The following is a 23810-nucleotide window of genomic DNA, read 5'->3' as shown; positions in this document are numbered from 1 at the left end:
GGGAGACGTGTGAAAGGCATTTGTCATGGTTCTGCCAGAGGGCAGGACCAGGATACAATAGTGCCCATATTCTCTTTGGAATAGAGATGGATGCCCGGTGATCCGGGATACTGCAGTTTGATCCTCTGATTGGTGTTGGCCAGGCCGATATGGTTATGAGGCACGTAATTCTCCTGCTTCAGGCACTCTGCGATTTCCCGGAGACGGGCGGGAGCCATGCCGGTTCCGTTGTCTATAATGGTATAGTTCAGTGCATGGTTTTGTTTCAGGATCTTGATCTTGATGATCATTTTTCCCTGTTTTCCCTTCATGCCATAGAGAAGGGAATTCTCGATGATAGGCTGGATCAGAAGCCGCTTCACCAGTTCCTGCAATGCATCCTCCTCATAATCCCACAGCACGTCAAAGGTGTCCCCGTACCGGACCTTCTGAAGGGCGATATATTCCTTGGTCGCCAATATCTCATCCTGGAGGGAAGGCAGCTTTTCAGGGGAATCCAAAGTATAGCGCAGCAGGTGGGAAAGGTTGGCCAGCATCCGGACAGCACCGGCAGAGCCGGGAAGCTGCATCAGTTCAAAATTAATGGTCTGCAGGGTATTGAACAGGAAGTGGGGATTGAGCTGGCATTGCAGGGCAACCAGCTCAGCGGATGCCTTCTGGTATTGAAGGTTGGTCAGCTTCATATTCAGCTCATTGTTCCTCAAAAACGTCTTTATGATATTGTTCAGGATCAGGCTGTATTCATCTGTGATAACAGGCACCATTTCAGGAAGCTGCTGCTGTTTTTCCGCGGCTTCAAAAACCGACAAAATGCTGAAGATCTGGTTTCTTCTCTGGTCATTTGTGTACCAGGCGATACTGATGCTTATGAGAAGCCCCAGCCCGCCTGTGAGAAACGTGGTTGCCAGGATCTTATTGGACAGGGCGTACAGGGATCGGCGGGGGATCAGAAACACATAGTTCATATAAGGGTTGTCATTGACCGCTTCCACGAAATAATCCTGATGGCGGATGGTGATGGTATCTGAATCCTGCTCCATGATGGATGTAAAATCTATGCCATGGCTGTCCTCTGTGTTAAGGCTGGATACCAGGGGCTGGTTCTTAAGATCCAGCAGGAAAAACTGCATGTTCTCCAGCTCAGCCACATCGGTGAGGATATTCTCAAAATAGGAGCTGCGGATATTGATCACGATCACATTGTTTTTGTGAAAGCGCTGGTAAATAGATATCACATCATAGGTGAGGAGGGAGGATTCCCGGATGGTCCTGCGCTGGATCAGTATATTTTCATCTTCCGGCATATTGAGGAACGTCTGGTACCACTCCGGGTCCCTGGTTGTCTTAAGGTTCTCCCTGCGGTTATTGGACGAAAAGAAATTGTCAAACCGGTTGGGCATGTAAACATACAGGGAGTGATAAATATTGTCGTATCCCAAAGTGCTGTTAAAGATCGGAGTGATGGTGCGCAGGGTCTGTACCTGTTCGTAGGTCAGCGTTTCATTGTTGAGAAGCTGCAGGATGGTGAGATACAGAATGGAATTGCCCTCAAACAGCGATTTCTGCTTGTTGACTTCACGGAAAACATTGGTCAGGGACTGCTCCATCAGATGGCAGGAGGCATTAATACGGTTCTGAGTCTCCTTTACAAGGGTGGTGAATGAAAAATAAAAGACCAGGGTGCCGACACAGAGGATGGGCAGGCAGATCAGACTGGCAATGCGCAGAAAACTGTTGCGCAGGGAACGTTTCAGCATTTTGTACGCCCCTTTCTGTATTCCTGGGGAGTACATCCAATGGACTGGCGGAAGGTTTTTACAAAGTTTTTCGGATTGTCATAACCGCACATTAAGGACACCTCATACACCTTGAAATTTACGTTCTGGAGAAGCTGGCACGCATAATTCATTTTTTCCTGTATCAGGTATTCTGTAAATGTGATATCCATCTGCTCCCTGAATAGTTTGGAAAGGTAGTTGGGAGTCAGATTGAGCTCCAGTGAGATCTTATTCAGGGAAGCAGAGGCAAGGTTTTCCGACACATAGCGTTTTATGTAGGGGATGATCGGGGAATCTCCCTGGTCTGTACCGGGAATCAGGGATGTCTGTAAATGCTCACTGTCCAGTACTTCTTTGATCTTATTAAAAACAGTAAATATTTCCATATATGTGGTGGGTTTCAGGATATAATCCGTAACCTGGTACCGGATGGCTTTCTGGGCCAGCTCAAAATCAGAATAACCGCTGAGGAAAACAACCTTTGTGTGTATCTTTTGGTCGTGGATATACTTGGCAAAGGCGATTCCGTCCAGGACCGGCATGCGGATATCGCAGAGGACCGCGTCAACCGGATGGTGGAGAATGTAATCAATGGCCAGTTTTCCGTTTTCCAGGCATGCGTCTACCTCAAATCCAAGACTGTTCCAGTCATATAAGGATGCAATCCCTTCCCGCAGTTTCTTTTCATCATCTACAATTAGCAGACTGTACATAAAATCCCCCTCAGAGTTGTGCGATTATTTTTACCATAAATAGTAAATATATGAATGCTTTTTCATTATACGGTGAAATGTATGGAATTTCAACAAAAATGCCTCAAATTGTAGATTGCCATCCCGATTTTGTAGAATAGCAACCTTTGAAAAGAGGATCATATTGGATATAATTTTAACATCAGTTGGATCGGTCATCATCAATACCGCAACAGACAGGAGGAAGGTTAAATGAATTTAAAAAACATGGGGGCACTTTTTTTGGCAGGAGCTTTGGCAGCCGGAAGTCTGACAGGATGTTCCGGGGGGAACCAGACAGCCGCGCCCAAGGAAAGCGGCAATGAGACCACGGCCCAGGCAGGAAAAACTGCGGGGAAGCAGGAAAAGGTAACACTGAGATTTGCATGGTGGGGAGATGAAGGAAGGCACCAGGCCACATTAAAAGCCATTGAGCTGTATATGGACAGGAATCCCAATGTGACCATTGAAGCGGAGTACGGGGGGTTTGACGGCTATCAGCAGAAGATCTCCACACAGCTTGCAGGACAGACAGCGCCGGATATCATACAGCTTAACGCAAACTGGATGCCGGATTATGCCAACAAGGGAGATTTTTTTATTCATTTACAGGACTATCCGGATTTGATGGATGTTTCCGGATTTGACGAGGAATTCCTGAACAGCTTCTGCGTATTTAATGACCAGCTCATTGCCCTGCCAACGGGAATGAATGCGCGAACCGCTTATATGAACAAGGCATCGGCGGAGAAGTTCGGATTGGATATCAGCCTGGATGACAAGCTGACCTGGGAAGACTATATTGAGGACCGTGGAAGCCGTAAAGGCTATGATACAGAGCAAGGGGCCGTGTTATCTGAGATTAAACAGAAACGATTACGATAATGTAACTGAGGAGGGAAAGCCTTTTACCATAGGGAAGCTCTCGGTCCTTAAGCAGGGCACGGATGTGACCGTGTTTGCCACCGGATATATGGTGTCCCTGGCCCTTGCGGCCGCCCGGGAGCTGGAAGGGAAAATCTCTGTCAGGGTGGTGAATGTGAGTACCATCAAGCCGTTGGATCAAACCATGATCATTGAGCTGGCCAGGACCTGCAAAGGCGTGGTGACAGCGGAGGAGCACACAGTCATAGGCGGTCTGGGCAGCGCGGTTGCCCAGGCTCTTGCAAAGACTGGCAGGCCCGTTGAGTTTGTGGGGATCAATGATACCTTTGGCTGCAGCGGACACAGCTACCAGGAAGTGCTGGAGCATCACGGCCTTACAAAAGAACATATCGTGGATGCGGTTAAAACCATTTGGGAACTGTAACGGAACGTGGAGGGAAGGATGAAATTTGGCTGCTGCTTAAATATGGTGTCATCAGGACCGGATGGAACCGGGATGGAGTGGATCCCCCAGGCCGCCATGGCGGGCTGTGATTACCTGGAGCTTCCCCTGGCAGAGATCATGCACATGATGGAACCGGAGTTTCTTGCTTTAAAACAGAGACTGGGAGATGGGGGGATCAGGTGCAGGGCCTGCAATAATTTTTTTCCGGGAAAACTCAGGCTGATCGGGGAGAGACAAGAAAGGGAAAGGGCGCTTAAATATGCTTATGCAGCACTGCAGAGGGCCGGCAGCCTGGGGGCTTCCTGTGTGGTTTTCGGAAGCGGGGCCGCCAGGTGTATACCAGACGGTATTTCCTATGAAGCCGGTTACGGCCAGATCGTGGGCCTGTTAAGGAGCCTGTCGCCGGTGGCCGGCTTTTATGGCATAAATTTGGCGATCGAGCCCCTGCGCAAAGCTGAGTGTAATATTATCAACACATTCAAAGAAGGGTGCAGCCTGGCAAAGGATGTCAATGAACGGAATATAAAGGTGCTGGTAGATTTTTACCATCTGTGTGAGGAGAAGGAATCCCTTGACCATATTTCCAATTATGGAAAAGGACATCTGCTCCATGTGCACATGGCAGACCCTGAACACCGCGGTTTTCTGAGGGATTCCAACCGAAAGGAGTATGATGCGTTTTTCCAGGCGCTAAAAGGGGCAGGATATGATCATGCCATCAGTTTTGAGGCCTACAGCAGAAATTTTATAAATGATTTGAAGAAAAGCCTAATAATTGGAAACGAATTGTGGCAGTCCTGACACTGAAGGATACCGTCAGCGTCCCATGGCCCTGATTTAGAACAATGAAAGCCTGTACAAAGGGGAAAATTAAGTATATAATGGGGGTGTTTACTATGAATGTTGGAGGAAAACTATTATGACGTTTACGTACCCGGCTGTATTTACACCCCATAAGGAAGATGCGGGTTTTCATGTGGAATTTCCGGATCTGGAGTACTGTGTGGCGGATGGACCGGATTTGGAGGATGCAGTAGAGAATGCAAGATATGCAGCATACAACTGGCTCTGGGTGGAGTTTGAGGAAGGGACTTACGATTTCCCATCCCAGTCCCACTATGATGATATCACATTGGAGCAGGGTTCTTTCATAAAGTATATCATGGTCACGGTTAAACTAATGCCTGATAACGATTAAGACCATATACGATCTGTGCATCTATGGCCTGACTGCACCCTGTTCCTGGGATGCCGATTAAAACATAGAGATATTTAATTGATATCGATTAAAAACACCCCATCTATTTGGATACAAACGGATGGGGTGTTTTTTAGGATCTTAATCCAACCTGCGCATAGCAGTGTCACAACTTCAGATTTCTTAAGAATTATATGAGGCAGATCATGAGATTTTAGCCTGTATGATTGGTGGTATGAAAAAAAGGAGTGGGACAAATGAAGCAAAAGGAGCTGATGATCCATGTTCAGGATGTGCGCAAAGTCTACCGGATGGGGGATGAGGAAGTGGTGGCCTTAAACAGGATCAACCTGAAAATATATAAAGGTGAGGTGTGCTGCATCTTCGGGACCTCAGGGTCGGGAAAGAGCACCCTGTTAAACCAGCTGGCAGGCATGGAAAAACCTACCAGGGGACGGGTCCTGATCCAGGGAATGAATATATCACAGATGGATGAGGAGGAACTGGCGGCGTTCCGTCAGAAACATATCGGCTTTATCTTCCAGTCCTACAATCTGCTGCCGTCCATGACAGCGGTGGAAAACGTGGCATTGCCCCTGATGTTCAGGGGAATGGAAAAGGAAAAGCGGGAGGGCATTGCCCAGGTGCTTTTAAGACGGGTGGGCTTGTCCCACCGTCTGCATCACTATCCGGGGCAGATGTCGGGCGGCCAGCAGCAGAGGGCCGGGATCGCGCGGGCCTTTGTGACCAGGCCCCAGGTGGTGTTTGCAGATGAGCCCACCGGAAACCTGGATTCCAGGACCACGGAGGAGATCATGAAAATGATCATGGGCTTTGCCAGGAAATACCATGAAACCATTATCCTGGTCACCCATGACCCGGGTATGGCGCGCTTTGCGGACCGCATTGTGACGTTAAAGGACGGCAATGTAATTGGAGATGAAAGGATGGACGGATATGCTGAATCAATATAGGGGACTTAAAAGACTGGAGGTATTTCTGGCAGCCGTGGTCCTTATGGCCTCGGTTTTTGCAGGAGGGACTGCAGGGCGTGCCCTGGCCCAGACGGGCAGGGGAGGAGCGGGGGCAGCCACAGGGACCCCATCGAATGCATCTCCCAGACCATCCGGAAGCGGAGAAAAGGAAGAAAATGATGAAACGGAAGAAGTACCGGGCGCTCCGCTGAACCTGAGCATAGACGGCTATGAGATCTATGCAGTGGCCGGATCAAGGGATACGCTGGATAACCTGCGAAAAGGCAGGCAGGCCAAAGTGCTTGTACATGTAAAGGGGACGGGGATACGCACAAAGGATGTGGGGAAGACCAATATTTCCGTCACAAAACTCAATGACAGCTTTAAAATGTCCGGGAATCCAAAGGTAAAGGTAACATCGGAAAAGGAAGATGATCTGGAGTTTACGGTTACATTTGCCAGGCTTACCTATCTTGGAAAGGGCAATGGCCTGAAATTCAGGACTAGTTTTAAAAAGGCGGGAATCCCATCTGAGATCCAGGAAGCCGCCATACTGGAGTGTGAGGAATCCTATCCCGGGGAGCACGGGGATTCGGGCAGTACAAACGGACAGCCGGTCATTAAAGTCAGAAGGATCAGCCCACAGGCTCCCGTGGGGCCCGGAGACCATTTCACCCTGGAACTGGATATGGAAAATACCAGCAGTGACGCGGATATAGAGGACATGGTGGTCACCGTGAGCCCGGGAGGTTCCGTGTTTATCGGGGATGACACCAATTCCCGGATCGTCAGCCGCCTGGATTCCAGGAAGACGGCTTCTGTAAAACTCAACATGATTGCGGGAACAGAGATATCCGGACCCACCCAGGTCATTGACCTGGAGCTGAAATATAATTATTATTCAGGGGGAAATCTGGTTTCAGGCACCTCCTCCCAAAAGGTACTGATTCCCGTAAAGGGAGGCTCTGTCTCAGGCCAGCCCGTCATCAGGGTGGGGAGGAGCATTGGAAGGACCGTCAACCCAGGGGAGGCGTTCCAGGTGCTGCTGACCCTTCAAAATACCAGTGCGGACAAGGATATCCGCAACCTTGCAGCCACCTTTGAATCCAATGACCAGATATCGCTTTTGGAGGAGACGGATACCAGGCGTTTGGGGGAACTGAGGGCCGGCCAGTCCATGGAAGTGCCTGTGCGCCTTCAGGCAGGGGCTGAGCTGTCCTCAGCTGCTTCCCAGTTATTGGGGATGACACTGAAATTTGATTATGATTCCGACAAGGGAGCAGTCCAGGGCACTTACAGTGAAAAGATTGTGATCCCCACCAATGGTCAGGCAAAGGGACCTGGGAATCCCACACCCAATGTGATCGTCACAAATTATACATATGGGGAAAAAGTGACGGCCGGCCAGGTATTTGATCTGGAGATGGAGTTTCAGAACACCAGTAACGCCTCAGCAGTAGAAAATGTGGTGATGTCCCTGGACACTGGGGAGGGCATCTCCATCAACTCATCCTCCAACACATTCTATATTCCAAAGCTGGGGCCGGGTGAGAGCAGAAAGGAGAAGGTAACGGTACAGGCCCTGTTCCAGTCCAAGCTTCAGTCACCCAAGATCACCATTGCCTGCAAATATGAATATGTGGACAAAAGGGAGCGGAAACAGTCCAACTCCAATGAAACCATTGCAATACCCGTATATCAGCCGGACCGGTTCCAGGTAAAGGAGCCCTCATTTACAGAAGCCATACGCCAGGGTGAGGAGGCCGCCATTTCTATTCCCTATGTAAATAAGGGGCGGGGACAGGTGTACAATGTGGAAGCCAGGCTGGAGGGGGAGATCGATGCCCTGTCCAGGGACCTGACCCTGGGGAATTTTGAACCGGGAAAAAGCGGAACCATTGATTTTGTGGTAACGCCTGGAACAAAGGGGGAATTTAAGGGACAGGTGATCGTGACCTATGAGGATGAGGCCATGGAGGTGAAGACCCTGCAAATTCCGGTGAATTTTACTGTGCAGGAGGCTGCACCTGAAATGAGTGAGCTCCCCGTGGATGCGGGAACGGATCAGGATCGGGGCGGCGCAGGCCCCGGGATATGGCTTATGGCCTTGGTGCCGGCCATTGTTGTTCCGGCCGCAGTGGTCCGAGTCAGAAGAAAAAGGAGGAAAAAGAAAGAGGCGGCGTCCGGGCTGGATCCGTGGGATGAGCTGGAAGATATGAGCCGGGATGACACAGACCGGGAGGGACGATCATGAAGACAAGGGATCTGATCACCGTATGCCTCCAGAATTTAAGCCGCCACAAGGCCCGCACCCTTCTCACTGTGCTGGGGGTCATTGTGGGCTGCTGCTCCGTGGTGATCATGATATCCATTGGGATCGGTATGAAGGACGCCCAGGAAAAGGCGCTGGCGCAGATGGGGGATCTGTCCATTATACAGGTGTATCCCACCGGGAAGGGAGCTAAATCCGCAAAGCTGAATACCAGGGCCATAAACAAAATAAAAGAACTCCGGGGGGTGGAGGCTGCCACTCCCAAGCTGAGCGAAGAAAATGTTCCCATTACAGTCTATGGGGGAAGGGATAAGCGGTACAAGGCCGGTTACGCATCCATTGTGGGAATTGACCTGTCCGCTGCCCGGGCCATGGGTTATAAGCTTACGCAGGGGGATTGGCAGCCGGATAAAAAGGACTGTATTTATGCCGGACAGAATTTCGCTTATATGTTTGAGGATACCAAACGGCCCCAGGGAAAAAATACAGTGGATATGTACGGCGGAGAATGGGATGACAAGGGAATGCCGGTGATGCCGCCGCCCTATTTTGACATTATGAAAACCCCTGTCACCATGGAACTGGACAGCGGAAAGGAAGACGGAAAAAGGGTGGTTCAGGCATTTAAGGCAGCAGGGAGGCTGAAAGAGGATTTCGCAAAGGGTGAGGAGACTTCCATGGGCCTGCTGATGAGCCTGGAAATGTACCAGTCCCTTTTGGAGCAGCAGGCCCGATTGGCTGGAAAAAAGTGGGATTCACGTAAGGGATACCAAAGCGCTCTGGTAAAGGTAAAAGATATCAGGGATGTGGCCCGGGCGGAATTGGAGATCAAAAAGATGGGATTTAGGACCAGTTCCATGGAGAGCATACGAAAGCCCATGGAGCAGGAGGCAAGACAGAAGCAGATGATGCTGGGAGGCCTGGGCGCAATCTCCCTGTTTGTGGCGGCATTGGGGATCACTAACACCATGATCATGTCCATATCAGAGCGCACAAGGGAAATCGGCGTGATGAAATCACTGGGGTGCTTTGTAAAAGACGTAAGAAAAATATTTTTACTGGAAGCCGGTTGCATCGGCCTGTTGGGAGGTATTGCGGGTTCGGTCCTAAGTTATGGGATCTCTGCTGTCATGAACCTGGCAGCTGCCCGGTTACCGGTTTCCGCCTCCATGCAGATCATAGACGGGATGGCGGATATCCCCTCCCGCCTGTCCGTGATCCCGTGGTGGCTCAGCCTGTTCGCCATCCTGTTTTCAGTGGCCATTGGCGTGGGGGCGGGTTATTATCCGGCCAACAAGGCGGTGGGGATCCCGGCCCTGGAGGCCATTAAGCATGACTGATCCCCAAAGAGTGTTTCTGAAGAAAACTTAAGAATTACTGTATTATATGGAATGCGTCCCTTGCCTGAGATATAATGGGGAAAAGTGCCGGGAAAGAGGCAGACATTGGAGGATGGGAATTTGATGGAACGAAAGATTCTGTTTGCAGATGATGATGCTGAGATAAGGGAGGTGGTGCGGATCCTTCTGGAGGGGGAGGGCTACCGGGTGGATGAGGCTGCTGACGGCATATCGGCAGTGTCCATGGCGGATGACACCTATGACCTGATCATACTGGATGTGATGATGCCCGGCCGCTCCGGTTTCTCCGCCTGTGCGGAGATCCGCAAAAAATCCGTGGTGCCGATCCTGTTTTTGACAGCCCGCACCCAGGATTCCGATAAGACCATGGGGTTTGGCGCAGGAGGGGATGATTACCTGGCAAAGCCCTTTTCCTATACGGAGCTGGCCGCCAGGGTGAAGGCCATGATACGGCGATACCATGTATATAAGGGCAAGACGGAGGAAAAGGAGGACGGTGCGGTTACGGTCAAGGACCTGACCATCCAGAAAGCATGGAATGAGGTCAGGAGAGCAGGGGAAGAACTCCTTTTAACGGATTTGGAATACCGGATCCTGCTCCTTTTGGCATGCAACAGGGGAAGGATATTTACCATTGAAAATATTTATGAGAGCGTATGGGAAGAGCCTTTTTTCTACAGTGCAAATAATACGGTGATGGTACATATACGGAACTTGAGGAAAAAGCTGGAGGCGGATCCTAAGAATCCCAAATATGTGGTCAATGTCTGGGGAAAGGGGTACCGGGTTGAGTAAAAGATGCAGGATCAGCAAGCTGGGGATGGAACTGGCCCTGTCTGCCATCCTCTCTGCCATGGTCGGTATGTTCCTGTTCATGGGACTGAATTCCCTTGGCTATGGAATGTTAGACAGGATGCTTTTCAGGGAGGATGTGATACTGGCCAAGGAACAGGGGTGCATAGACAGCCTCCAGGAATATGTGACAAAAAACAGCCTGTCCTCAGGGGACAGCAATATGCTGGACCAATGGGCTAAAACACAGAAAAACCTTCTGATCACCCTGTATAAAAATGATAATATCTTTTACAGCAATGACGGAAAGATTGCGGCCGCGATCCCTTACATGGAGTACGGAACCTCGTCAGAGGAGGAAAAGGCAGGGGAAGATGAGATGAGGACAGATATGGATGCGATGGGCATTCCGTGGGCCTACCGGCTGCAGTTTGCAGACGGGACCGTGGAGGCTGTCATCAGCTATTTCTTCGAGGCCGGATACTATACGGCGGTGAGTGCGGTCAATGGAATCATATCCGTTTCGGCTTTTATGATCCTTTTGTTCCTGCTGATCCGCAGGAAGGTGCGTTATATTGCCCTGCTGGAGCGGGAAATCCATATTCTGAAAGGCGGGGACCTGGATTACAGTATCACGGTCAAGGGAAAGGATGAGCTGGCGTCCCTGGCGGCTGAGATGGATGCCATGCGCCTGGCCGTGAGGGAACGTCAGGAACAGGAGGAGTCGGCCAGGGATGCCAACCGGGATCTGGTGACAGCCATGTCCCATGACCTGCGCACGCCTTTGACCTCACTTCTGGGATATGTGGATATCCTTCAGATGGAGCGGTGGAAGGATGAGGAGCAGTACAGGCGGTGCCTGGCGTCTGTTAGGGACAAAGCCTATCAGATCAAGGATATGTCGGATAAGATGTTTGAGTATTTTATTGTTTACGGTAAGGAGAAGGAGGAACTGGAAACCATTGAGGTTAATGGGGCGGAGTTCCTGGGCCAGGTGGTGGAGGAGAGTCTCTTTGACATGGAAAACCAGGGATTTGCCATTGAGCGCAGTTCAGACGACATTGACTGCCGCCTTATGGTGGACATCGGGCTGGTGCGCCGGGTGTTTGGGAACATCTTCTCCAATCTCCTGAAATATGCAGATCCTTCCCACCCTGTTACAGTGGAGTACAGGCAGGGAAAGGACCGTCTGTGGATCCGATTTACCAATCATGCCGCAAAGGATCTTGCACAGAAGGAGAGCAGCAGCATCGGACTTAAGACATGTGCCAAGATCATGGGCCGCCACAGGGGAAGCTTTGTCTGCAGCAGGGAGGGATGCCTGTTTGTGACAGAGCTGGAATTTCCCACACTGCAATTTCCCGCAGAATAACTGCAAGACGGCCATAAAGCCTGATAAATAAGACTTGATAAATAAAGCCTGAATTTGGAAAGCCTACGTATTCCGGGGCTGGATATCCGGCAGGGTAACCACGAAGGTGGTACCGATACCCTCCTCGCTGTGAACCGTAATATTCCCACCGTGAAGGCGGATGATCTTCTCCACCACCGTAAGTCCGATCCCGTTGCCTTCCGTGGTATGGGAAAGATCACCCTGATAAAAGCGGTCAAATATGTGCTGACTGGTCTCCTCGCTCATTCCGCAGCCGTTATCCAGGATATGGAAGACAGAGGAGGTGCCTGACCGGTGAAGTTTCAGTTTGATTTTGCCGTGGTCGGGAGAGAACTTGATGGCATTGTCGATCAGGTTGATCCATACCTGGTTCAACAGGTTACGGCTGCCGTAATATTCAATCTCCTCCATGTCAATGATGAGTTCCAGCTGTTTTTTCTGCCATTTGGATTCCAGGAGCAGTACGGACTGGCGCACCTCCTCGGTCAGATCAAACAGCTCCATATCCGAGAGGATGTTCAGGTTTTCGATTTTGGACAGGTTTAGTACATTGGTGGCCAGCTGTGAGAGACGGTTGGATTCATGGATAATAATGTCCAGGTACTCCTGCCGCTCCTGCTCCGGCAGGTCGGGATTTTTTAAAAGCTTTGCAAAACCCCGCAGGGATACAATGGGGGTTTTAAATTCATGGGAAAAATTATTGATAAAATCAGATCGCAGAAGCTCTGTGTTCTCCAGCTCCTGAGCCATGGAATTAAAACTCTCGGAAAGCCTGACAAATTCCCGGGTCAGGTCCAGATGGACCCTGACATGGAAATTGCCTTCCGAAAGCTGGTTAATGGCTTCGATCAGGTCACGGATGGGTTTTAAAGGGATCCGGCTGGCCAGTATGGTGAGGACCACGCCCACCAGGGTGCTTACCAGTATGGTAAATGGTATGGGACGCCAGAACTGAGGCATAGGGATATCGGCCTGATACCATATCTTCAGGTATAGGTACATAAGGGTTCCCTGAAGTGTCATGACCGCAAACATGATCACAAAGATCACCAGGGACAGTACCAGGATAACGGTGCGCAGCGGTTTGTGATTGATTTTTTTCTTCACACGTTTTTGACCGCCTTATAACCCAGGCCGCGAATGGTTTCAATGGTAAACTCCGGATATGCCTCAAAGCGTTTGCGGAGCCGGTTGATGTGGACATTGATGGTATTGTCATCGGATTCAGATTCCATTCCCCATATTTCATCCATGAGCTGGATGCGGGTGAATATCTTGCCCGGATAGGAGAGGAGTTTATACAGCAGATAGAATTCCTTTCTGGGCAGGGTCTGGCTGTTACTGTCCCTGGTCACGGTAAGGGAATCATAGTCCAGGATCACATCACCGATCACGATTTTTCTTTCGCTGGCGATCTGAGCACGGCGCAGCAGAGCCTTGATGCGCAGGATCATTTCCTCCTCATCCACCGGTTTTGTCATATAGTCATCTGTTCCCACAATAAATCCTTTGCGTTTGTCTTCGGGAAGCTGCTTGGCGGTGACCATCAGAATGGGCAGGTTATAATCTGATGCCCGCAGCTGTTTTGTAAGTTCATACCCATCCATGCCGGGCATCATGATATCCAGAACCGCCAGGTCTACCAGGTGTTTGTCCAGAAGCTTCAGGGCTTCCTCCCCGTTGCAGGCCATGATCGGATGGAATCCATTGCTTTTTAAAACAGCCTCCATTAGTTTACGCGTGTTTTTATCGTCTTCCACTACTAATATCTGAAACATGGCATTATCCTCCAATTGATTTCTATTATACATTTATAGCATTCATTTATAAAGCGAACATGAATAAATCACAGAATGTTCACTTTTATTTTACGTACATTAGGGATTTGTTAATGTTTAATTTATCTTGAACCTTTACTATATGAGACGAATGGATAAAGGCAAAGGAGAGAGATAATGGAAAAGAGCATGAAGGTTAAGATTGGGATTGGGGCAGCTGTAGCGGTTGTGGCAGTCCTTTTGGTGCTGTCAGGAATGGATAAGGGACAGAAAAAAGCCATGGGGGCAGGCCAGGAAGCTTCCCCTACCATTGTAAAGGCCCAAAACCCGGTTAAGGGGGATATCAGACTGACCACTGGCCTTACCGGAACCGTGGAGCCCTCTGATTTTGTCTATGTGTATGCCAAAGCCTCCGGTGATGTGACCAGCGTTCTGGTTAAGTCCGGAGATGTGGTGGAACAGGGACAGGTGCTCTGTGAGATTGACACGGAGCAGGTGGAGACATCCAAGAATTCCATGGATGCGGCCTTTGTTTCCCTTTCCGAGGCCCAGAGCAATCTCAGCAGGATGCAGATCCTTTATAACAGCGGCGACCTCTCGGATCAGGAATATGAGCAGTACTCCAACCAGGTCAAGTCAGCCAGGCTGCAGTATGAATCGGCAAAGCTGGCCTATGAAAAACAGGTGGAATACAGCACGGTGACAGCTCCCATCAGCGGCAAGATCGAGAGCTGCGATATAGAAGTACATGACCGCGTGTCCCAGTCGGCCCAGCTGTGCGTCATTGCAGGGGAGGGAGAGAAACGCGTATCCTTTTACGTGACGGAGCGGATGATGGGTAACATAGCATCCGGGGATGCGCTGGATATCCAGAAGGACGGGGTGACTTACCAGGCAAATATCAGTGAGATCAGTTCCATGGTGGACTCGGATACAGGTCTGTTTAAGGTTAAGGCAGAACTTAAAGACGCGGACGGCATAGCGACAGGCAGCACCGTTAAACTGAGTCTGGTAACGGAATATACGGAAAATGCAATGACCATACCGGTGGATGCTGTTTACTACAGCGGCGGGGACGGGTATGTATATCTCTATAAAGACGGCATAGCGCAGATGGTGCAGGTGGAAGTGGGGCTTTATGATTCCGAGAAGGCTGAGATCCTGTCCGGCATTTCAGAGGATGACATGGTGGTAAGCACCTGGAGCTCCAACCTGTATGAAGGGGCCAGGGTTCAGCTGAGAGAAGAATCCGGCCAGGCGCAGGACAGCAGTGCGGATCAGGCAGAATAGGGAGGCATACCATGGGACTTACAAGACTTGTATTAAAACGGCCGGTAGCAACGGTCATGACCCTGCTTTGCCTGCTGGTGTTCGGTATCTCCTCCGTATTTTCAGCTACCCTGGAGCAGATGCCCGACACAGATACTCCCATGCTGATCGTCATGGGAAGATATTCCGGCGCAGGGCCTGAGGATATCAATGAACTGGTGACAGAACCCATAGAGGATGAGGTCAGCACCCTGGAAGGGGTAAAGAGCATGTCCTCATCCTCCAGTGACGGCCGTTCCATGGTCATGTTGGAATATGACTACGGTACGGATATGGATGAGGCATATGATGACTTGAAAAAGAAACTGGACAGTCTGGAGCGCCAGCTTCCGGATGATGTGGAAACTTCTGTCATGGAAATGAACAACAATGCCAGCTCGACTATGATGCTGTCCATTTCCCACAAAACAGAAAAGGATCTGTACGATTATGTGGACCAAAAGGTGGTGCCTGAGTTTGAAAAAATAACCTCGGTGGCCGATGTGGAGGCCATGGGAGGTTCCTCGGAATACATAAGGATCGAACTCCAGTCTGAAAAGATGGCCCAGTATAAACTGACCATGAGCCAGATCGGGACAGCTATGAGCGCAGCCAATCTTTCCTACCCCTCCGGTGATGCTGTGGCAGGGAACCTGGAGCTGTCCGTCACCACCTCGGTGGAGAATGACACATTGGACGACTTAAAACGTGTTCCCATCACCACATCCAGCGGACAGATCGTGTACCTGGAGGATGTGGCCAATGTATATGAGGCGGAGGAGCAGAGAGGCGGCATTTCCAGATATGACGGCCAGGAGACCATTTCCCTGTCCATCTCCAAACAGCAGAGCAGCACGGCCATGGATGTGTCGTCCGCCGTGCAGAAAACCATTGCCTCCCTGGAAGCAGCGGATGAGGATCTCCACGTTACCATTGCCAGGGACACGGCTGACAGCATTTTAAGTTCCCTGCAGGACGTGGCCGTGACCATGGTGCTGGCCGTGGTTATTTCCATGATCATTATTTTTGTGTTTTTCGGGGATTACAAGGCATCCCTGATCGTTGGAAGCTCCATCCCTACCTCCATCCTGCTTTCACTGATCCTCATGACCTCCTTTGGATTTTCCCTGAACGTCATAACCATGAGCGCCCTGGTGCTTGGCGTGGGCATGATGGTGGATAACTCCATTGTGGTGCTGGAGAGCTGCTTTAGGGCAACGGATGAAAGTGAGGACAAGGGACTGCTGGGCTATGCCAAATCAGCTTTGGGAGGCACCGGCATCGTGCTCCAGTCCATCATCGGTTCTACGATTACAACCTGCGTGGTATTTATCCCACTGGTATTCTTACAGGGTATGACGGGCCAGATGTTCAAACCGCTGGGATATACCATTGTGTTCTGTATGAGCGCATCCCTGTTCTCAGCCATGACCGTGGTGCCCTTAAGCTATATGATGTATAAACCCAAGGAGATGGAAAAAGCACCCATGTCCCGTCCCGTGGTCCATATGCAGAACGCGTACCGGCGCATCATGCCAAGCCTGTTAAAACACAAAGCCCTGGTGATGATTGCTTCGGTGGCGATCATCATTGCAACCCTGGTGCTGGCAAACGGCATGGAAACAGAGCTTATGACTTCGGATGACACGGGAACCGTAAGCGTATCCATAGAGACCAGGCCCGGCCTTCTCACCGACCAGGCCAATGACATGCTGTCCCGTGCAGAGGGTATTGTGGCGTCCAATGAAAATGTGGATTCCTACATGCTGCGGTATAACAACAGCAGCGGTACTATTACCGCTTATCTGAAGGATGACAGAACCATGGATACGGAGGATGTGGCCGCGCTGTGGGAAAAGGAAATGTCGGATATTGACAACTGTACAATTACCGTGGAGGCGTCCACTTCCATGAGCTTTATGGGAAGAGGAAGGGGATATGAGACCATTCTCCACGGCACCCAATATGATGAGCTGAAGGAAGTGAGCGATAAGATCGTAAAGGAGATGACAGCCAGGGAGGATGTGGCCAATGTCCATTCCAGCATTGAAAATACAGCCCCTATTGTGACCATTGAGGTGGATCCTGTCATGGCGGCGGCGGAGGGACTTTCCCCTTCCGAGATAGGAAGCATGGTAAGCCAGATGCTGGATGGCGTGGAGGTTACCACCCTGGATATCGATGGCCGGGAGGTCAGCGTTATGGCTGAATACCCGGAGGAGGAGTACAGGACAGTGGACCAGTTACAGGGGATCATATTGTCAAAGCCCTCCGGCGGTTATGTGGCCCTTGCCGATGTGGCGGAAATCTATTTTAAGGACAGTCCGGCCTCCATTTCCAAAACAGATAAGTCCTATGAGATCACGATCACAGCAGACTACACGGGCGGTAATGTGAAATCCGTCATTGACAGCGAGGTCATAAATCCCAACCTGTCCGGTACCATTACCACAGGCGTTAACTCCAGGGACCGGATGATGCAGGAGGAGTTCTCGGCCCTGTATCAGGCCATTGCCATTGCCGTGTTCATGGTATTTGTAGTCATGTCGGCCCAGTTTGAGTCTCCAAAGTTTTCCTTCATGGTTATGACCACCATTCCCTTCAGCCTGGTGGGGTCCTTTGGACTCCTGAAGCTGACCGGCGTGTCCATCAGTATGACTTCCCTGCTGGGATTCCTGATCCTGGTGGGAACCGTGGTAAATAACGGCATCCTTTACGTGGACACCGTAAACCAGTACAGAATGACCATGGATTTAAAGACAGCCCTGATCGAGGCAGGCGCCACCAGGCTCCGCCCCATCCTTATGACCAGCCTGACCACCATCCTGTCCATGATCCCTATGGCGCTTGCCATTGGAAGCAGCGGTTCCACTACCCAGGGACTAGCGGTGGTTAATATCGGAGGACTGACAGCGGGTGTGCTGGTAGCCCTGTTCATACTGCCGATCTATTACGCGATCATGAACGGCAACAAGAAGCGGGTGGTCCTGGATATTTAGCGGGATCCGGCCCAAAAAAGGATTTGAAAAGGAAAGGTGATTACATGACGGGTAAAAGAAAGGCGGCAGGGGTCCTGCTTTGTGCAATATGCGTGGCTCTGACCCCTGCCAGTGCCCTGGCGGGAAGCCCTGAGTTTGCCTATACCGCTGAGAAATGGGCGCAGCTTCGGGACAACAGGCTGGAATTTGACGAGATCGGTGACCTGGTCCATGAGTATAACAACACGGTCATCCAGAACCAGATTGAATACGAGGAGTACAGAGGAGAAAGCCGGGATGATATTTCCCAGGATTATTATGATGCTGCGGATGATGTGTACGGCACCATGGATTATCCGGATTCCAGTGATTCCGACTATGCAAGCCGTCTGTCCTCTTATCTGAACAGCCAGATCCAGGTGGATAAGCTGAGGGAGCAAGGGGATGACAATGTGGATGACGGCGATACCAAGAAGCTGGGGTATGACCAGACCGAGGCCGGTCTGGTAAAACAGGCTCAGAGCAGCATGATCGACTATTGGAGCCAGACCTATGCCCTTAAGCGGCTGGAGGAAAGCAGGCTCCAGTCCCAGCTGGCCTATGAATCAACGGCCACAAAACTCAGCGCAGGCATGAGCACTCAGGCGGACCTGCTTTCCGCCAAAGAAGCGGTGACCACAGCCGAGGCATCCATTGTATCTGCAAACAGTAGCCTTGGCAAGACAAAGGAAACACTTTGCCTCATGCTGGGCTGGACTTACGGAGCGGATGTGGAGATCTGTGATGTTCCGGAGCCGGACCTGGAATGGATGGAATCCATTTCCCTGGAATCCGATATCCCGCTGGCCCTGGAAAATAGTTACAGTCTGAAAATACTGAAAAGACAGATTGAAAATGCAGTCAGCGTCAGCAACAGGGAGAGCCTGGAGCAGTCCTATAAAAGCCAGAGGGAAGTGGCGTCCAACAGTGTGAAAAATGCGTACCAGAACCTGCTGCTGGCCAGGGAAGACTATGCCCAGGCCCTTCAGACATATGAGCTTGAAAAGAATACCATGGACACGGCTGACAGAAAACTCCAGGCAGGCACCATGACCAGGAATGCTTATGAAAAACAAAAATCCTCGTTTACCACATCGGAGATCAATGTGCAAACCCAGAAACTGGAACTTTTAAGGGCGCAGCTGGATTACCAGTGGGCAGTAAACGGCCTTGCATCTGTATCATGACAGGAGGGATCGGCATGAACAAACAACGTGTGCTCATATCCGCGTTTCTGTGCGCGTTTCTGGCCCTGAATCCGCCCATCACATCCTTTGGAGAGGAGTCTGATCCCTCTGGGGCTGTAAGGGTGGAATATGATGATCTCCGCACACTTCTGAAGGAAGGGAACCTGACCCTGAAAAAAACCATAGCGGACCAGGAGGATACTATCAATGCCTACCAGGAGATGTGGGATACCATGAAATGGGAACAGGATAACATGGAAGACAAGGCCGAGGACCTTTCAAATGAGAATGGGGAGACATCGGCGGTTTATTCCTCCAATGCATCCATGCTGAAGGCATCGGCCAGCCGTATCTATAACCAGATTAAAAACCTGACGGATGAAAAGAGCGCCAGGACCATAGAAAAGTCAGCGGATTCCTATACATATACGGCACAGACACTGATGAACTCCTACAATCAGATGGCGCAAAACCGGTATGCTGCCGAAAAAAATGTCCAGGCTTTGGAAGCGTCCTATCAGGCTCTTGTAAGAAAAAGTACAGCCGGTTCAGCGACCCAGGCCCAGGTCCTTTCTGAAAAAAGCAGTCTGGACATTGCGCGCAATTCCCTGGAATCCCTCAGGGAGCAGGAGCGGGAACTGCGCTTTCGCCTGCTGACCATGCTGGGTCTGGAGGATAGAGAGGATGTTGTCATCGGCGCCATACCGGCCCCGGATATGGAGGCCATTGCCGCCATTGATTTTGAATCAGATAAACAAAAAGCCGTGGGCAATGATTCCAACGTCCAGAACGAACGTCACACCAGAGCCTACAGCACAGCGGATATCAACAGGAGATTTAAACAGGTGGGGGAGGCCGAGGGCACGGCAGAGGCCTCCATTCAATATGCCTACCAGGAGCTGGAATCCAGGGTCATCCAATACCAGGCAGCCCTGGAGTCCTATGAAAGCGCCCTGCTTATCTACCAGTCTCTTCAGAGAAAACAGGCGGCCGGCCTGCTCTCCAACACAGAGTACCTGGAAGGGGAAGCCGCCTACGCACAAAAGCAGGCGGCCAAGGAGACTGCGTCCATGAATCTGGTGCAGGCCTATGAGTCCTATTGCTGGGAGGTGAAAGGGGTCAACTAGGAGCCTGCATCTCCTTTGGTAGTCTGTACTTCTTGGGGAGCCAGCGTCCGGTTGGGGAGTCAGCGTCCGGTTGGGGAGCCAGCGTCCGGTTGGGGAGTCAGCGTCCGGCCGGTGAGCCTACATCCGTTCCAGGGAATCCGTAATATGCCGTGCCGGAATCTTAAAGGTCACCTCCGTGCCCTTCCCCAGCGTGCTGGTAAAGAAAAGGCCATAGGACTCGCCATACAGACTCTTTAAGCGCAAATTGGTGTTATAGATTCCAATGTGTCCGGGAATGGCGGGCTGCTTTACTCCGGAATCAGTGTCCGTATGGTCCACATCATACATCAAAGTATCAAGTTTTTCAGGCGGTATGCCTGCTCCATCGTCAGAGATGATGAACTCAATGTCATCCCCTGACCTCCAACCAGTGAGCAGGATGCTGCCTTTTTTTTCTTCCGTGGTCATGATGCCGTGGAGAAATGCGTTTTCCACAATGGGCTGGAAGGTGAGCTTGGGGATGGTATATTCATAAAGCTCCTCCGGGACATCGATCACAAAGGTGACGCAGTCATCGTAGCGCATGTTCTGAAGCTTTACATACAGGCTCACGTGCTGGAGTTCCGTCTCAATGGAATTCATCAGGCTTTTGCGGCTTAAGGTCAGCTTGTAGAAACGGGAAAGGGCCTGGATGGCCTGGGTGACCTCCTCGCTGCGGCCGGTCTGGGAAAGCCAGTTGATCATGTCCAGGGTGTTGTACAGGAAATGGGGATTGATCTGGGCCTGCAATGCCCGGAACTCGGCACGTCTTAAGTCATCGGCCGCCTGTTTCTGACTGTCCATTAGCAGGCCGATCTCCTCGGTCATATAGTTGTAGGTATCGGCCAGTACACCTACCTCATCGCAGCCGGTGTCTTCAATGTCCATGGGCTGTGGACGCCCGGAGCGCACCTTTTCCATCTGCAGGGCCACGGCAATGATACGGTCCGCAATGGAGTTTGACAGCTGGAATGAGATATACATGGCGACCGCGGTGAACAGCAGGTAGACAACTGCAAAATGCATCATCATCCCCCTGCCCGCATCTGTGATATGAAGGGCCGGGATAATGGAAACCATGGTCCAGTCCGTGTCATTGATGGGAAAATAAGCGGCATAGGCCGTGCTGTCCAGGAATGATACAAGGGAAAATTCCTTTTCCGTGCCCATACGGGTGCTAAGCTGGGATTGGGGGATGAAATACATGCCGGCCAGGCTCATGTCCGAGGCCGACACGATCACATCACGTTCATTGATGATAAATGCAGCCTCATCCCTTACCGTGGCATCCTTTCTCAGCACATCGTCAAAGGCTGACCGGGACAGATAGACCGCCACATAGGCGGAAGCGGTGTTGGAGCCGGCCGGCATCTGATCGGCGTTTGTGTAGGGGATCCTTGTAATATAAGCCAGTTTCCCGTTCTTTTCCGCTTCGTCCGGTGTCAGGTAAAGCTCCGGGCAGAGCAGGTGGATGCGGTCGGAGGAGCTGTAGATCCCATACCAGTAGCTGCTGGAAATGGAGGACATGGGGATGAACAGGGCATTTCCCACCCGGTTGTACTGCATAAGGTCGTTGTAAGCCTTGTCATCATAGTATATCTTCACATCCGTGATCAGGGATGTATCCGTGATGTTCTGGGCCAGGTGGAACAGGCTGTTCATCCGCGAGGTGGTAATGGTCCTGTTTCCTGCTATGTCGGTGGGGATACGGAAGATATCCTGCACAAACAGGGAGTTGGTGATGGTATCCGAGGAGGAAGCCACATGGGACATCAGGTTCTCGATGGAGTTGACTGTCTGGGAGGAGAGTACCTGCTCGGAGCGTATGTTGTCCTTCATCACGATCCCGTAAATACGCAGGAAAAAGAAACCTGACAGCACTGCTGTGGGCAGAAGGATCAGGATGATATGGGATATGATGAGTTTTGTCTTCAGCCGCAGGTCATAGGTGTACCGGTGGACCAGCTGGTTAATGGGATTTTTCATGACAGCATTTTCTCCCTGTATTCAGAAGGGGAAAGCCCCACCAGCTTTTTAAACGCCTTGCTGTAATAATTGCCATCGCTGTATCCGACCTTGGAGGATATATCGGTTATCTTATACCGGGGATCGCTGAGGAACTGCTTGGACATCTTGATCCGGTAATCCGTCAGGTACTGGTTCAGGGTCTGGCCTGTTTCATTTTTAAATATGGTGCACACATAGCTGGGGGACAGGTGGACATGTTCGCTGACATCCGGCACGGACAGGGATGCGGTTCCGTAATTCTGGCGTATGAATTCCTTGATCTGGAACACAATGGGGTTCTCCCCGCTGTCTGCCTTTAGCTGCTCAAAATACAGGCGCAGCTTGGCGCATAAAAGCTCATGGAGTTCCTTTAAGGTAGCGCACCCCATAACACCGTCCCAGATGCTTTCCGCGTGCAGGCCCTCCTTCTGCCACAGGGAAATATAGTTGTTCATACTGTGCTCATCCAGCTTGCTGAAATATCTGTAATAGATATCCTTTACCTGGCTGGCTCCCAGCATGCTGCTGGGCACAATGGAGCGGTACAGCCGGTCCGCCAGTTTAAGAGCGTGTTCCTCCTGTTTTTCCGCCAGGGCAACGGTAAAGTCAAGCATCACGTCAGCAGGCGGATGAAAGGGGACATTGACCATATCTTTTGTGAGGATGGAGCCGTACTCATGGAAAAAGCTTTCCTTCAGATATTCCTGGGCGTCCAGGAAGGAGACATGGGCCCGCTCCATTCCGCTGACCATGGGACCCACGGATATAAAGGAGAGGAAATAATCCCGGATCTGATCGGACAGGAATTTGGCACAGGACCAGATCACCTCTTCCTCCTGCCTGGTGCCGGAATACAGGAAAATGATGATGTACCGGTCCGCTCTCAGAAGATACATCTGATGCATTCCCCTGTCGGCCACAAAGCCGGTAAATGATTTCCTGATCTGTTCCATCCCCTGCTCCGGAAGCAGGCTTAAGGGTGTCCTGCTCTCCACGATCAATGCACAAAAGCAGGTGGTGGGTGTGATGGAGAGGGACAGGCGGTTGATGATCCCGGATGCCTCCTCCATAAAATCCGTATTCTGTTCCGTGAGAAGCATGGACAGGTGTCCAAGCAGTTCCTTTTCATGGCTCCTGGCGGCCACCTGGCGCGTGCTCATGGTGCGGCAGTTTTCCACTGCCTCCCTCACGGCACTGGCCAGTTCCTCCATATCCAGGGGCTTTTCCACATAGCTTACTGCCTTCAGCTTGATGGCGGCTTTCAGATATTCCTTATCCGAATAGGCGCTCATGAAGATAATAACCGTATCCGGCTGAGCTGCCAGCAGTTTTTCCGCCATCTGGACACCGTTCATACGGGGCATGCGGACATCTGTAAGTACGATATCCGCATGCTCCCTCAGGCCTGTCTCCAGCCCGTGGATCCCATCGTCAGCCAGGAATACCTGGGTGATCCCCAGGCTCTGTAAGTCCAGGTTGTCACGGATCCCCTCCCGGGTCAGTTTTTCATCATCAGCAATCAAAAGTTTCATCTATATG

General features: G+C 51.0%; 19 protein-coding genes. 13 read left to right on the top strand and 6 right to left on the bottom strand.

Annotated elements, in window-relative coordinates; all coding sequences use genetic code 11:
* Window positions 1-23: 23 nt before the first annotated feature.
* Complete coding sequence (locus tag HMPREF9469_RS23550) at window positions 24-1757, bottom strand: sensor histidine kinase (RefSeq protein WP_007867883.1); 1734 nt, start codon at window positions 1755-1757, stop codon at window positions 24-26.
* The gene (locus tag HMPREF9469_RS23545) at window positions 1751-2491 is read right to left on the bottom strand and encodes a response regulator transcription factor (RefSeq protein ID WP_007867882.1); all 741 of its coding nucleotides are present in this window, start codon (window positions 2489-2491) and stop codon (window positions 1751-1753) included. The genes HMPREF9469_RS23550 and HMPREF9469_RS23545 overlap by 7 nt, the downstream gene beginning before the upstream one ends.
* Before the next feature lie 231 nt (window positions 2492-2722).
* Here HMPREF9469_RS23545 and HMPREF9469_RS23540 point away from each other — a divergent pair, with 231 nt between their 5' ends.
* The 9 genes from HMPREF9469_RS23540 to HMPREF9469_RS23500 all read left to right on the top strand — a co-directional run bounded on the left by HMPREF9469_RS23540 (window position 2723) and on the right by HMPREF9469_RS23500 (window position 11808).
* Entirely contained in the window at window positions 2723-3394 is a 672-nt protein-coding gene (locus HMPREF9469_RS23540; protein ID WP_007867879.1) for an ABC transporter substrate-binding protein, read from the top strand.
* Window positions 3339-3818, top strand: a complete 480-nt coding sequence (locus HMPREF9469_RS23535) for a transketolase family protein (protein ID WP_007867876.1) — start codon at window positions 3339-3341, stop codon at window positions 3816-3818. The genes HMPREF9469_RS23540 and HMPREF9469_RS23535 overlap by 56 nt, the downstream gene beginning before the upstream one ends.
* Window positions 3819-3836: 18 nt before the next feature.
* Entirely contained in the window at window positions 3837-4640 is an 804-nt protein-coding gene (locus tag HMPREF9469_RS23530) for a sugar phosphate isomerase/epimerase family protein (RefSeq protein WP_007867872.1), read from the top strand.
* A gap of 118 nt (window positions 4641-4758) precedes the next feature.
* Window positions 4759-5037, top strand: a complete 279-nt coding sequence (locus tag HMPREF9469_RS23525; RefSeq protein WP_007867869.1) for a type II toxin-antitoxin system HicB family antitoxin — start codon at window positions 4759-4761, stop codon at window positions 5035-5037.
* Window positions 5038-5294: 257 nt separating this feature from the next.
* Complete coding sequence (locus HMPREF9469_RS23520) at window positions 5295-6011, top strand: ABC transporter ATP-binding protein (protein ID WP_007867867.1); 717 nt, start codon at window positions 5295-5297, stop codon at window positions 6009-6011.
* Window positions 5995-8265: a COG1361 S-layer family protein gene (locus HMPREF9469_RS23515; RefSeq protein WP_007867862.1), complete on the top strand. Its 2271-nt coding sequence runs from the start codon at window positions 5995-5997 to the stop codon at window positions 8263-8265. Before HMPREF9469_RS23520 ends, HMPREF9469_RS23515 begins: the two co-directional genes overlap by 17 nt.
* Window positions 8262-9623: an ABC transporter permease gene (locus HMPREF9469_RS23510; RefSeq protein WP_007867861.1), complete on the top strand. Its 1362-nt coding sequence runs from the start codon at window positions 8262-8264 to the stop codon at window positions 9621-9623. The genes HMPREF9469_RS23515 and HMPREF9469_RS23510 overlap by 4 nt, the downstream gene beginning before the upstream one ends.
* Window positions 9624-9746: 123 nt before the next feature.
* The gene (locus HMPREF9469_RS23505; protein WP_007867859.1) at window positions 9747-10439 is read left to right on the top strand and encodes a response regulator transcription factor; all 693 of its coding nucleotides are present in this window, start codon (window positions 9747-9749) and stop codon (window positions 10437-10439) included.
* Window positions 10432-11808: a HAMP domain-containing sensor histidine kinase gene (locus HMPREF9469_RS23500; protein ID WP_050814487.1), complete on the top strand. Its 1377-nt coding sequence runs from the start codon at window positions 10432-10434 to the stop codon at window positions 11806-11808. Before HMPREF9469_RS23505 ends, HMPREF9469_RS23500 begins: the two co-directional genes overlap by 8 nt.
* A 63-nt stretch (window positions 11809-11871) precedes the next feature.
* Here the strand turns inward: HMPREF9469_RS23500 and HMPREF9469_RS23495 are convergent, their stop codons facing one another.
* Together HMPREF9469_RS23495 and HMPREF9469_RS23490 are read right to left on the bottom strand one after the other, a co-directional pair.
* Window positions 11872-12936, bottom strand: coding sequence for a HAMP domain-containing sensor histidine kinase (locus HMPREF9469_RS23495; RefSeq protein WP_007867855.1), 1065 nt, complete (start codon window positions 12934-12936; stop codon window positions 11872-11874).
* The gene (locus HMPREF9469_RS23490) at window positions 12933-13607 is read right to left on the bottom strand and encodes a response regulator transcription factor (protein ID WP_007867854.1); all 675 of its coding nucleotides are present in this window, start codon (window positions 13605-13607) and stop codon (window positions 12933-12935) included. Before HMPREF9469_RS23490 ends, HMPREF9469_RS23495 begins: the two co-directional genes overlap by 4 nt.
* A 177-nt stretch (window positions 13608-13784) precedes the next feature.
* Here HMPREF9469_RS23490 and HMPREF9469_RS23485 point away from each other — a divergent pair, with 177 nt between their 5' ends.
* The 4 genes from HMPREF9469_RS23485 to HMPREF9469_RS23470 are packed head-to-tail and all read left to right on the top strand — an operon-like array spanning window position 13785 to window position 20246.
* The gene (locus tag HMPREF9469_RS23485; protein ID WP_007867851.1) at window positions 13785-14897 is read left to right on the top strand and encodes an efflux RND transporter periplasmic adaptor subunit; all 1113 of its coding nucleotides are present in this window, start codon (window positions 13785-13787) and stop codon (window positions 14895-14897) included.
* 11 nt (window positions 14898-14908) lie between these two features.
* Entirely contained in the window at window positions 14909-17914 is a 3006-nt protein-coding gene (locus HMPREF9469_RS23480; RefSeq protein WP_007867849.1) for an efflux RND transporter permease subunit, read from the top strand.
* 44 nt (window positions 17915-17958) lie between these two features.
* Complete coding sequence (locus HMPREF9469_RS23475; protein ID WP_007867847.1) at window positions 17959-19119, top strand: TolC family protein; 1161 nt, start codon at window positions 17959-17961, stop codon at window positions 19117-19119.
* Window positions 19120-19133: 14 nt separating this feature from the next.
* Window positions 19134-20246 (top strand): TolC family protein, encoded by a 1113-nt coding sequence (locus HMPREF9469_RS23470; RefSeq protein ID WP_007867845.1) that lies wholly within the window; start codon window positions 19134-19136, stop codon window positions 20244-20246.
* A 117-nt stretch (window positions 20247-20363) separates the two neighbouring features.
* On the opposite strand, the gene HMPREF9469_RS23465 is transcribed toward HMPREF9469_RS23470, so the two are convergent.
* Window positions 20364-22250 carry a cache domain-containing sensor histidine kinase gene (locus HMPREF9469_RS23465; protein ID WP_007867843.1) on the bottom strand — a complete coding sequence of 629 codons (1887 nt, stop codon included), beginning with the start codon at window positions 22248-22250 and terminating at the stop codon, window positions 20364-20366.
* Window positions 22247-23803: a response regulator gene (locus HMPREF9469_RS23460; protein ID WP_007867842.1), complete on the bottom strand. Its 1557-nt coding sequence runs from the start codon at window positions 23801-23803 to the stop codon at window positions 22247-22249. Before HMPREF9469_RS23460 ends, HMPREF9469_RS23465 begins: the two co-directional genes overlap by 4 nt.
* Window positions 23804-23810: the final 7 nt, after the last annotated feature.

Origin of the sequence: [Clostridium] citroniae WAL-17108 (assembly GCF_000233455.1) — a bacterium.
Lineage (GTDB): Bacteria > Bacillota > Clostridia > Lachnospirales > Lachnospiraceae > Enterocloster > Enterocloster citroniae.
The sequence above is the reverse complement of the archived record's forward strand: the minus strand, read 5'-3'. Positions and strand labels throughout refer to the sequence as shown.

What these genes read in the sequence shown, in the direction of transcription:
- HMPREF9469_RS23550 (WP_007867883.1), bottom strand. Translation starts at nt 1,757, where the DNA reads ATGCTGAAACGTTCCCTGCGCAACAGTTTTCTGCGCATTGCCAGTCTG.
- HMPREF9469_RS23545 (WP_007867882.1), bottom strand. Translation starts at nt 2,491, where the DNA reads ATGTACAGTCTGCTAATTGTAGATGATGAAAAGAAACTGCGGGAAGGG.
- HMPREF9469_RS23540 (WP_007867879.1), top strand. Translation starts at nt 2,723, where the DNA reads ATGAATTTAAAAAACATGGGGGCACTTTTTTTGGCAGGAGCTTTGGCA.
- HMPREF9469_RS23535 (WP_007867876.1), top strand. Translation starts at nt 3,339, where the DNA reads ATGATACAGAGCAAGGGGCCGTGTTATCTGAGATTAAACAGAAACGAT.
- HMPREF9469_RS23530 (WP_007867872.1), top strand. Translation starts at nt 3,837, where the DNA reads ATGAAATTTGGCTGCTGCTTAAATATGGTGTCATCAGGACCGGATGGA.
- HMPREF9469_RS23525 (WP_007867869.1), top strand. Translation starts at nt 4,759, where the DNA reads ATGACGTTTACGTACCCGGCTGTATTTACACCCCATAAGGAAGATGCG.
- HMPREF9469_RS23520 (WP_007867867.1), top strand. Translation starts at nt 5,295, where the DNA reads ATGAAGCAAAAGGAGCTGATGATCCATGTTCAGGATGTGCGCAAAGTC.
- HMPREF9469_RS23515 (WP_007867862.1), top strand. Translation starts at nt 5,995, where the DNA reads ATGCTGAATCAATATAGGGGACTTAAAAGACTGGAGGTATTTCTGGCA.
- HMPREF9469_RS23510 (WP_007867861.1), top strand. Translation starts at nt 8,262, where the DNA reads ATGAAGACAAGGGATCTGATCACCGTATGCCTCCAGAATTTAAGCCGC.
- HMPREF9469_RS23505 (WP_007867859.1), top strand. Translation starts at nt 9,747, where the DNA reads ATGGAACGAAAGATTCTGTTTGCAGATGATGATGCTGAGATAAGGGAG.
- HMPREF9469_RS23490 (WP_007867854.1), bottom strand. Translation starts at nt 13,607, where the DNA reads ATGTTTCAGATATTAGTAGTGGAAGACGATAAAAACACGCGTAAACTA.
- HMPREF9469_RS23485 (WP_007867851.1), top strand. Translation starts at nt 13,785, where the DNA reads ATGGAAAAGAGCATGAAGGTTAAGATTGGGATTGGGGCAGCTGTAGCG.
- HMPREF9469_RS23480 (WP_007867849.1), top strand. Translation starts at nt 14,909, where the DNA reads ATGGGACTTACAAGACTTGTATTAAAACGGCCGGTAGCAACGGTCATG.
- HMPREF9469_RS23475 (WP_007867847.1), top strand. Translation starts at nt 17,959, where the DNA reads ATGACGGGTAAAAGAAAGGCGGCAGGGGTCCTGCTTTGTGCAATATGC.
- HMPREF9469_RS23470 (WP_007867845.1), top strand. Translation starts at nt 19,134, where the DNA reads ATGAACAAACAACGTGTGCTCATATCCGCGTTTCTGTGCGCGTTTCTG.
- HMPREF9469_RS23465 (WP_007867843.1), bottom strand. Translation starts at nt 22,250, where the DNA reads ATGAAAAATCCCATTAACCAGCTGGTCCACCGGTACACCTATGACCTG.
- HMPREF9469_RS23460 (WP_007867842.1), bottom strand. Translation starts at nt 23,803, where the DNA reads ATGAAACTTTTGATTGCTGATGATGAAAAACTGACCCGGGAGGGGATC.